Genomic DNA, 10,641 nt, shown 5'->3' on the forward strand with positions numbered 1-10,641 from the left:
GCATGACAAGCAATAACACAAGCACCACATCCTGTACAAGCGTTTAAATCGATTGCTAAATTGAAGTGATGTCCTATTGAACGATCAAATTCATCCCACAAATCAACTTCTGGAGAAGTAACTGGAGTTTCTTGATGATTTAATGAAACTGTTGGAACTTTATTCCAAACATCTCTATTTGAAGTATTGAATATCTCTAAAGTTGTTTCTTTAATAATATCGCCACGTCCCATTAAGGTATTGTGCAACTGTACTGAAGCAAATTCATGCTCACCTGCCGCTGCCTCAACAGTAACGTCTTGAACGCTATTAAAATTTTGATAAAATGCATAAGCGTTAACACCTGTTTGCATTTCCTCTTTTAATCCTAATGTTTTTCCGTACCCTAATGCTAAACCAACAGAACCTTTTGCTTGGCCTGGTTGAATCATTACTGGGACTTTTATTGTCGTTCCATTTACAGTAACATTAGCATAACTACCATTCAATGCGCCATTTGCAACGTGGGTATTAGATAACCCTTTAGCATCAGCATCGGCTTTTGAAATAGTTAAGTAGTTATCCCAAGATGCTCTGGTAAGCGGATCCGGAAATTCTTGTAACCATGGGTTGTTGGCTTGTTGACCATCACCCATACCTATTTTAGTATATAAAGTTAATTCTAAACCTGAATTTGATTTTGCAGAAGCCGCTAAAGCTCTAGCCGCATTTCCTGAAGGTGCTTCAGCTGATTCTTCAGCATTTGAAGTTTCTACTGTACCAGTAGCAATTGTTCCAACAAACACACCATCATGTAATGCTTTATTGAAAGAACCTCCACCTAAAATTCCTGTTCCCCACGCTTCTTTAATATAATCATGATAAGAAACATCGTTTCCTGTCCATTTTAATAAAGCGTCTTGAAATTGTCTGGTATCAAATAAAGGACGAATTGTTGGTTGTGTTAACCCATAATGTCCTTTTTTAATTTCAACATCACCCCAAGATTCTAAATAATGTGGTGCTGCTGCAATATATTGTGCTTCCGAAGACGTTTCATCTACTTTCATAGAAAACGCCACAGATAATTCTACCTTTTTCAATCCTTCAGCAAAATCTGAAGCATTTGGTAAGGTATAAATTGGATTTACACCACTCATTATAAGTGCTCCAACACGTCCAGCTTTCATATCATCAACCAAACTAGCCACCGCAGCATCGCTACCCTGTCTAGTTTTTATAGGAGATGATTTATCAAGAGCTTGACAAGATAAAACTTCATTTATTTCTAAAGCAACGGTTTGTGCATTTACATCTTGAATACCAGTAATTACTAAACCTTTACTTCCTGCTTTTTTAAGTTCAGACGCTGCTTTTTTAACAGCATCTTCAATATTTTCTGGTAAGGTTGCTGAAACCGACCCACCCACGACATAACTATATAATTTAGCTAAAGCCAGTTTTTGTTGTGTTGGTGTTAATGGCACACGTTTATCAGCATTTGCACCAGTAAGAGACATATTTGACTCAAATTGCAAGTGTCTTGACATTTTACCATGATCTGGCACTCTATTCTTAGAATATCCAGAATCAAAACCACCACCTTGCCAATCTCCTAAGAAATCTGCACCAAAAGAAACGATGGTCATGGCTTTAGAGAAATCGTAATTAGCTAATCCGCGTTCTCCATATTTAGCTTGGTATGCATCAAGTGCAGCCGATTCTGAAACAGCATCGTATACTACATGACTTACATTACCATATTTTTCTTTGAATTCTGAAATCAACTTACTTGTAGAAGGACTAGCAAATGTTTGTGTTAATAATACAATGCTTTTATTAGCCGCAGCAATATCAGTTAATTTTTGAGAAGTTTCATCATCAAAATCACTCCAAGATATAGCATCTTCACCTTTTCTAGGACCTTGAACTCTCAGGCTATCATACAATCCTAAAACCGAAGCATTTACTCTAGCATTCGCACTACCATTAGTAGCTGCCAACGTATTATTTTCAATTTTAATTGGACGCCCTTCACGGGTTCTTACTAAAACACTAGCAAAATCGAAACCATCTGCAATTGTTGTTGCATAATAGTTTGCAACCCCAGGAACAATCTCTGTTGGTTGCACTATATAAGGTATTGATTTTTTTACAGGACCCTCACAAGCAGCTAAAGATGCTGCAGCTGTGCTAAATCCTACATATTTTAAGAAATCGCGACGTGTTGTAGATGTTTCTTCTAAAGTCTTTTTATCACCTAAAAATTCATCAGTAGGAATCTCTGCTACAAACTCGTTTTGTTTTAGCGTCTCAACAATAGAACTATTTTCGTTTAGCTCTTCAACACTTTTCCAGTATTTCTTGTTTGATGACATATTATATAATTGAATTACTTCTTGTTTTTATTATTTAATTACTCCTCTTTATCGAAAAGAAAACTACCTAATTAGTAGTGACATTTACCACATTCCAGACCACCCATTTGAGCAGCTGTCAACTCTTCTACACCATACTTTTTGGATAATTCTTCATGTATTTTTGTGTAGTAGGCATTGTCTTTAACATCTATATTGGTTTCTCTATGACAATTGATACACCAGCCCATGGTTAATGGCGCATGTTGATACATAATTTCCATCTCTTCAACAGGTCCGTGACATGTTTGACATTCAACACCAGCAACAGTTACGTGCTGTGAATGGTTAAAATAAACAAAATCTGGTAAGTTATGAATACGCACCCATTTTACTGGTTGTGTTTCACCTGTATATTTCTGCTCTGCATCATCCCATCCTACAGCAGCGTATAATTTTTTGATTTCGCCATCATAGAATTCTTTAGAGTATTCTGCAGTAGCTGTTTCTGGTGCTACTTCGTAAATTGACTTATGACAATTCATACATACATTAAGTGATGGAATACCTGAATGCTTACTTACTCTGGCTGAAGAATGGCAATATTTACAATCGATACCGTTATCACCTGCATGAATTTTATGTGAGTAATGAATAGGCTGAACCGGCTCATAACCTTGATCTACACCTATTTGCATAAAATATCCATAAACAAAATAAGCACTTGCTAATAAAAAGAATATAGAAACAACTAACATTAAAAATTGGTTTTGCACGAATGCTTTCCAAAGTGGCTTTCTTTTTGAATCTTCTGGTAAATTAATCCCTTGAGCATCTGCAAAACGACGTAAAGTTTTATTAACCAAATACAATCCAGCAGCTAAAAGAATAAATAAAATAGCTAAGGCACCTAATATAATTTCGTTTGAAATACCACTTGAAGCACCACTTGATTCTCCTCCTCCAACTGGAGCAGCAGCTTGAACAGGCGCTTTCTTTTCTTCAGCTGTATAAGCTAAAATATTACTTATGTCGTCATCAGACAATTGCGGCATAGCAGTCATCGCTGCACCACCGTATTCGTCATATATTTTGTTTGCGTAGGCGTCTCCAGATTTAATTACACCGGCACTATTACGAATCCAAGCAGCAATCCAAGCACGATCTAAACCTTGCTCTTCATCTAAACGTGCTTCTACATTACGTAAAGCAGGTCCAGTCATTTTTTTATCTAACTGATGACATGCAGCACAATTGGCGTTAAATAATGATTTTCCTTTTGTTGGATCTCCCTCCTGAGCGGAAAGAGCGGTTGTAAACGCTAATAAAATAATTAAGCTCAAACGAAGAATGCTATTACTTAATTTACGGTAATTTACCTGTATCATATTGTTGGTTAAATTAACTTCTAAACTTTGGTATGGTTTTTTCATTACATGAATAGAAAAAACACAGTTAAAAAAATCTCTCGCAAAAGTAATATTAAAAGTCGATTTTAGAAATGTTAGAGAAGTGTTAATTACTAATTTAGAGGGATTCTAAATAATAAAAAGAACCACAATTAAGTTTATAACGTATACATTTGTAAAAAATATTTAAAAATAAAATCATACCTGTAATTTTAAATAGTTATTAATTAATGATTATTGAGAAGTTAAAGATTATAGATAAATTATAAGAAACCCACACATGAAACCATTGCATTTAAAAATAAGTTTGTTTAGCCTTTTATGTTTAGTATTAACCTCATCAATTAGCTATGCTCAACAAGGAAATGTTGTAATAAATCAAGATAAACATATAACTGTTTTATTAGATTTAAAAAAGGAGATGAATAAGAATGAAACAAGCTCCGAACGCTATAAAATTCAAGTTTATTCAGGAAATCGTTCTGGAGCTTATGAAGCCCAAAATGAGTTTAACAGTTCCATTGGAGATTGGCATTCAAGCATTCAATACGAAACACCTAACTTTAAAATTTGGGCAGGTAATTTTAGAACACGATTAGAAGCAGATAGAGCTTTGAAAAAAATTAAGAAAAAATTTCCTAATGCCTTTATTTTTAAGCCTAAGAATTAAAAAGTTACCAAATAAAAAATCTAAATTCCAAAAATAAAAAGAGCGACCAAATGGTCGCTCTTTTTATTAAAATCATTCTATTAAGTGAAGACTATTTCAATTTCTTCTTAACCTCAACTTCATGGAAAGCTTCTATAATATCACCTTCTTTAATGTCATTATAATTTTTAATTTGCATACCACAATCGTATCCTTTTGCCACTTCTTTAGCGTCATCTTTAAATCGTTTTAAGGATGCTAATTCACCAGTAAAAACCACAACACCATCACGAATTAAACGAATACCTGAACTTCTAAGGATTTTACCATTAGTAACCATACAACCAGCAATACTGCCAATTTTTGTTACTTTAAAGATTTCTCTAATTTCGGCTGTTCCTAATATTTCTTCTTTAAGCTCAGGAGACAACATGCCTTCCATTGCATCTTTAAGATCATTAATCGCGTCATAGATAATTGAGTATGTTCTGATATCAATTTCTTCTTTATCTGCAATTTGACGTGCATTTCCAACAGGTCGCACATTAAATCCAACAATAATAGCATCAGAAGCCGAAGCTAATAACACATCACTTTCGGTAATGGCTCCTACTCCTTTATGTAATATATTTACTTGAATTTCTTCAGTAGATAATTTTTGGAATGAATCGGTTAATGCTTCCACAGAACCATCAACATCACCTTTAAGGATAATGTTTAATTCTTGGAAATCACCTAGTGCAATACGACGACCAATTTCATCAAGAGTAATATGACGTTGCGTTCTAACAGACTGCTCACGTTGTAATTGTGCACGTTTTGAAGCAATTTGTTTTGCTTCACGCTCGTCCGCAAATACATTAAATTTATCACCTGCTTGTGGTGCTCCATCCAATCCTAAAATTGAAACTGGTGTTGAAGGTCCAGCTTCAACAACATCATGTCCGCGCTCATCATGCATAGCTTTTATTTTACCACTATGTTGACCAGCTAATACGTAATCTCCAACTTTTAAAGTTCCTGCTTGAACAAGAATTGTTGATACATATCCACGACCTTTATCTAAGAACGCTTCTACAACTGTACCAATAGCTGGTTTATTTGGATTTGCTTTAAGCTCTAATAATTCAGCTTCAAGTAATACTTTTTCTAATAATTCTTTTACTCCTGTTCCAACCTTAGCTGAAATATCGTGAGATTGAACTTTACCACCCCAATCTTCAACTAATAAATTCATTTGAGCAAGTCCCTCTTTAATTTTTTCAGGATTAGCAGCTGGTAAATCAATTTTATTAATAGCAAAAACAATTGGGACTCCTGCAGCTTGAGCATGCGAAATAGCCTCTTTTGTTTGTGGCATAATATCATCATCGGCAGCAGCAACAATAATAGCTATATCCGTAACTTGAGCACCACGAGCACGCATGGCTGTAAAGGCCTCGTGACCCGGAGTATCTAAGAATGCTATTTTTTGTCCACTTTCTAGTTCTACACCATAAGCTCCAATATGTTGTGTAATTCCACCAGATTCTCCGGCAATTACATTTTCTTGACGAATGTAATCTAAAAGCGATGTTTTACCATGATCGACGTGACCCATAACCGTAACAATTGGCGCACGTGGTTTTAAATCTTCTGGTTTATCTATAAATTCTTCAATTGATTCTTCAATATCTGCATTTACAAATTCAACTTGATATCCAAACTCATCGGCAACAATAGTTAATGTTTCAGCATCTAAACGCTGATTCATTGTAACCATCATTCCTAGTGACATACACGCAGAGATAATTTGAGTTACGCCAACATCCATCATGGTTGCCATTTCACTTGCAGTAACAAACTCTGTCACCTTAATGATTTTGCTTTCTGCAGCTTCTATTTGCTGATCAATTTCTGTTTGCTCTCTATGTTTATCTCTTTTATCTCTTCTGTTTTTAGCGCCTCTTCCTCTGCTTGATTTACCTTGAAGTTTTTCTAGTGTTTCACGCACTTGTTTTTTCACATCCTCTTCAGAAGGTTCTTCTTTTACACCATTTCGACGCCCTTGCCCCGGTTTACCTTTAAATCGGTCATTTCCACCAGTTCTTGGACCACCTGGCATTGTATTACCCGTTTGAGGTGCACCAGCCTTACTAATTCTACGACGCTTCTTTTTATTAGCATCTCCAGTTTTAGCATCTGGTTTTTTATCTTCTTTTTTCTTTTTAGGCTTATTAAACTTCGATAAATCAATTTTATCTCCAGCAATTTTAGGCCCAGTAAGTTTTTTATATTGGGTAGTTACCTTTTCATCTGGAATTACCTCTCCTTGCTCATTTAAAACCTCTTTTTTTGGTTTCTCAACTTTGGCATCTGATTTTTTTACTTCGGCGGCTGGCTTTACTTCAGTTTTAGGAGTTTCTGCCTTAACAGTTTCTTCTTTCAACTCTTCTTTAACCACTTCCTTAACCTCTTTCTTAACTGGTTCTACAACAACCAATTTTTTAGGTTCACCAGGTTTCTCTTCAGTTTTCTTCTTAGTATCTAAATCTATTTTCCCAACAGTTTTAGGTCCTGAAAGTTCTGCTGAAGCTTTAACCACTTCTTCTTGCTTAGCTTTTTCTCTGGCTTCTTGTACTTTTTGCTTTGCTTCTAATTCTTTTTCACGCTTCACACGTAAATCTTCCTTTTCTTTTAACTTAGCTTCGCTTACTTTCTGAGACTTAACTTTTTTACTAGCATCCGTTTCAAATTCATCTGAAAGAAGGGAATACGTTTCTTCAGAAATTTTCGTAGTGGGACGCTTCTCTATATCTACGCCTTTAGAATCCAAAAATTCCACCGCACGATCTAGAGAGATGTTAAGCTCACGTAATACTTTATTTAATCTAATTGTTTCAGCCATAAATCGCCTTTAAAATACTCAAATATATATATTATACCAATTAAAGCATAATATCATGCAAATCTGCACTTTTATTTACTATTCTTCAAATTCTTCTTTCAGAATTCTAATAACATCTTGGATAGTTTCCTCTTCCAAGTCCGTTCTCTTAACAAGATCATTAATATCTTGTTCTAATATACTTTTTGCAGTATCTAAACCTGCTTTACTAAACTCATCAATAATCCAGCCTTCAATTTCATCTGTAAACTCACGTAATTCAACATCTTCTTCAGCACCTTCTCTAAATACATCAATTTCATAACCTGTTAATTGTCCAGCTAACCGTATGTTGTGGCCGCCTCTACCAATAGCTTTACTCACCTCTTCTGGCTTAAGTATAACCTCGGCACGTTTGTTTTCTTCATCTAATTTAATAGACGTAACACGCGCAGGACTTAATGCTCTTGTAATAAATAATTGCAAGTTATTAGTATAATTGATAACGTCAATATTTTCGTTTCCTAATTCACGAACAATACCATGAATTCTTGAACCTTTCATACCTACACAAGCTCCAACAGGATCTATTCTATCATCATAAGAATCTACAGCTACTTTTGCTTTTTCGCCAGGAATTCTCACTACATGCTTGATAGTAATTAAACCATCAAAAACTTCTGGTATTTCTTGTTCGAATAATTTTTCTAAAAATCTAGGGGAACTTCTTGACATAATGATAGTTGGTTTTGCTCCTTTAAGCTCTACGCTATCAATAACCCCTCTAACATTATCACCTTTTCTGAAAAAATCTGAAGGTATTTGTCTGTCTTTTGGAAGCACAATTTCGTTTCCTTCGTCATCTAATAAAATGACTGCTCTGTGACGAATATGATGCACCTCGGCTGTATAAATTTCTCCTATTAAATCTTTAAATTGCTTATAGATTATGGTATTATCATGCTCATGAATCTTAGAAATCAGGTTTTGACGTAATGCTAAAATAGCACGTCTTCCCAAATTAACGAGCTTAACTTCTTCAGACACATCTTCACCAACTTCAAAATCTGGCTCAATTTTACGAGCTTCGGTTAATGAAATTTCTTGATTAGGCTCCTCAACCTCACCATCAGCAACAACAATTCTATTTCTCCATATTTCTAAATCCCCTTTATCTGGATTAACAATGATATCAAAATTATCATCATCGCCAAATTTCTTTTTAAGGGCGCTTCTAAATACATCTTCTAAAATTGCCATTAACGTTACTCTGTCAATTAGCTTATCATCTTTGAATTCTGAAAAAGATTCAATTAATGCGATATTTTCCATAACTCTTTAAATTAAAATTTAATCATAACTTTTGCTTCTACAATATTTTCATAAGGAATATTTGCTTCCTTTTTTACAGTTACTTTGCCTTTACCTATTGGTTTTGGCTCTCTAACTTTCCACTCTAATGTGATATTATCATCAGTTGCTTTAGTAAGGGTTCCTTCAATTTCTTCTGAAGCTGTTCTTACATTAAGCGTTCTTTTAATGTTTTTTTTATACTGTCGTTTATGTGTTAATGGAGATGCTGCTCCTGCCGACATAACTTCTAAAGAAAAATCATGTTCTTCTCGGTCTAAATTATGTTCAATAGCCCTGCTAATAAACATACAATCTTCAACTAAAAGCCCATTATCACCGTCTACTATTACCTTAATATGGTTTTCAGAGTTGATAGTAAAATCAATTAAAAACAAATCTGGCCGCTCAATTAATGCAGCGTCAAGTAATTCTGTAACTTTAGTTTTAAACATTTTTAGTATAAAAAGAGGGGACTTTCCGTCCCCTCATATCTTTAATTTCGCCTTTCAACGGTGCAAATATATAATATTTTATTGATTTTTAAAGGATTTTTTTATAAATTTAGATTCAACTTAACTTACTTTTTATGAAAAAAATACTAGTCCCAACCGATTTTTCTGACCAAGCTGAAAATGCTTTAAAAGTAGCTGCGCAATTAGCTAAAACTCATAATGCCGAAATTTATTTACTTCACCTTATTGAAATACCTCTGCAGGAAATAGATGCTATGAGTTCGCAAAGCGATTTACCGGAAGCCATGTTTTTTATGAAATTGGCTCAAAAAAAGTTTGGAACTATTTTAAGAAAACGATACTTACAAGAAGTAAAAGTACACGAAATAGTAGATTTTAACGAAATTTTTAAAGGCGTTTTTCACAACTGTAAAAAGCATGATATCGATTTAATAATAATGGGCTCTAACGGTGTAAGCGGCTTAAAAGAGATGCTTATAGGAAGTAATACCGAAAAAATAGTTAGAACTTCTGAAATACCTGTACTTGTAGTAAAAAAAGAGCATGAAATCTTTAAGGTTAAGCATTTTGTTTTTGCTTCCGATTTTAAAGAAGAAAGCAAAGTAGCCTACAAAAAAGCTATTGAATTTGTGAAGTTTTTTGATGCTAAACTACATTTACTTACGGTTAACACGCCTAACGTTTTTAAGACTTCTGAACATAGTAATAAACGCATGCAAGATTTTGTTAATTCGTCTGATTTTTCAAATTACACCATAAATATTTATAATGATTTAACAATAGAAAAGGGAATTATGAATTTTTCGCAGTCTATCCAAGCCGATTTAATTGGCATGAGTACTCATGGCAGGCGCGGTATTTCTCATTTTTTTAATGGTAGTATTAGTGAAGATTTGGTAAATCATGCGAAACGACCTGTTGTGACTTTTAAAATCTAGAATCTTTTTTTTGCAGTTTCAATTCAATAATTATTAATCAACAGAGCAATTACTATGGCTTTTTATCATGATTTAAAAAACTACAAAACAAAACCTGACCCTGATTATCCAGATAAAGAAAAATGGATTGCCTCCAGATTATTAACCTTGCGTCACGATTTAAACCATACCATCAAAAAAGATCGCCAACCAAATTCGCTTATAATAGGATCTTGGAATATTCGAGCTTTTGATGATGGCGTTTTAAGGTTGGACGAAAGCTACCATTATATCGCAGAAATTATTGATCATTTTGATATTTGTTCCATTCAAGAAATAAAGAATGATTTAGATCCGCTAAGGCGTTTGGTTAAGCTATTAGGACCTAATTGGGACTTCTTTGTGTCAGACGTATCCATTCACAAAGGCGGAAATAATGAACGTATGGCATTTGTATATAATACCAGTCGCGTGTTTTTTCGCAATTTAATTGGTGAGATAGTATTACCAAAAAAAGATTTAATAGCAGGCAACCAGGTGGCACGTTCTCCATTTTTTGCATCATTCCAAGCTGGGTGGTTTAAATTTTCACTTTGCTCAGCCCATATTATTTACGGTACGGATTTGGACATGCGGGC

General features: G+C 34.4%; 8 protein-coding genes. 3 read left to right on the plus strand and 5 right to left on the minus strand.

All coding sequences use genetic code 11. The features are described from left to right. A partial coding sequence (locus tag WBN21_RS04095; RefSeq protein WP_424198020.1) for a TAT-variant-translocated molybdopterin oxidoreductase occupies window positions 1-2,357 on the minus strand: 2,357 nt, incomplete at its 3' end. 71 nt (window positions 2,358-2,428) lie between these two features. Continuing rightward, on the minus strand, window positions 2,429-3,724 hold the full coding sequence (locus WBN21_RS04100) for a c-type cytochrome (protein ID WP_424198027.1): 1,296 nt from the start codon (window positions 3,722-3,724) through the stop codon (window positions 2,429-2,431). Window positions 3,725-4,025: 301 nt separating this feature from the next. Between WBN21_RS04100 and WBN21_RS04105 the strand changes: the two genes are divergently transcribed. Continuing rightward, window positions 4,026-4,415 carry an SPOR domain-containing protein gene (locus WBN21_RS04105; protein WP_424198021.1) on the plus strand — a complete coding sequence of 130 codons (390 nt, stop codon included), beginning with the start codon at window positions 4,026-4,028 and terminating at the stop codon, window positions 4,413-4,415. Window positions 4,416-4,506: 91 nt separating this feature from the next. Here the strand turns inward: WBN21_RS04105 and infB are convergent, their stop codons facing one another. From infB to rimP, 3 genes are all read right to left on the minus strand, one after another. After that, window positions 4,507-7,281 carry a translation initiation factor IF-2 gene (gene infB / locus WBN21_RS04110; protein WP_424198022.1) on the minus strand — a complete coding sequence of 925 codons (2,775 nt, stop codon included), beginning with the start codon at window positions 7,279-7,281 and terminating at the stop codon, window positions 4,507-4,509. A gap of 78 nt (window positions 7,282-7,359) precedes the next feature. After that, window positions 7,360-8,592 carry a transcription termination factor NusA gene (gene nusA, locus WBN21_RS04115; protein ID WP_424198023.1) on the minus strand — a complete coding sequence of 411 codons (1,233 nt, stop codon included), beginning with the start codon at window positions 8,590-8,592 and terminating at the stop codon, window positions 7,360-7,362. A gap of 11 nt (window positions 8,593-8,603) precedes the next feature. After that, window positions 8,604-9,065 carry a ribosome assembly cofactor RimP gene (rimP, locus tag WBN21_RS04120; RefSeq protein ID WP_424198024.1) on the minus strand — a complete coding sequence of 154 codons (462 nt, stop codon included), beginning with the start codon at window positions 9,063-9,065 and terminating at the stop codon, window positions 8,604-8,606. A 134-nt stretch (window positions 9,066-9,199) separates the two neighbouring features. Here rimP and WBN21_RS04125 point away from each other — a divergent pair, with 134 nt between their 5' ends. Then, entirely contained in the window at window positions 9,200-10,024 is an 825-nt protein-coding gene (locus tag WBN21_RS04125) for a universal stress protein (protein ID WP_424198025.1), read from the plus strand. A gap of 54 nt (window positions 10,025-10,078) precedes the next feature. After that, window positions 10,079-10,641 (plus strand): endonuclease/exonuclease/phosphatase family protein (locus tag WBN21_RS04130; protein ID WP_424198026.1); only part of this gene is annotated, 563 nt, incomplete at its 3' end.

Origin of the sequence: Algibacter sp. (assembly GCF_049667265.1) — a bacterium.
GTDB lineage: Bacteria > Bacteroidota > Bacteroidia > Flavobacteriales > Flavobacteriaceae > Algibacter_B.

Excerpts from the sequence above, each read along its gene's own strand:
- WBN21_RS04100 (WP_424198027.1), bottom strand. The coding sequence starts at position 3,724 with ATGATACAGGTAAATTACCGTAAATTAAGTAATAGCATTCTTCGTTTG.
- WBN21_RS04105 (WP_424198021.1), top strand. The coding sequence starts at position 4,026 with ATGAAACCATTGCATTTAAAAATAAGTTTGTTTAGCCTTTTATGTTTA.
- infB (WP_424198022.1), bottom strand. The coding sequence starts at position 7,281 with ATGGCTGAAACAATTAGATTAAATAAAGTATTACGTGAGCTTAACATC.
- nusA (WP_424198023.1), bottom strand. The coding sequence starts at position 8,592 with ATGGAAAATATCGCATTAATTGAATCTTTTTCAGAATTCAAAGATGAT.
- rimP (WP_424198024.1), bottom strand. The coding sequence starts at position 9,065 with ATGTTTAAAACTAAAGTTACAGAATTACTTGACGCTGCATTAATTGAG.
- WBN21_RS04125 (WP_424198025.1), top strand. The coding sequence starts at position 9,200 with ATGAAAAAAATACTAGTCCCAACCGATTTTTCTGACCAAGCTGAAAAT.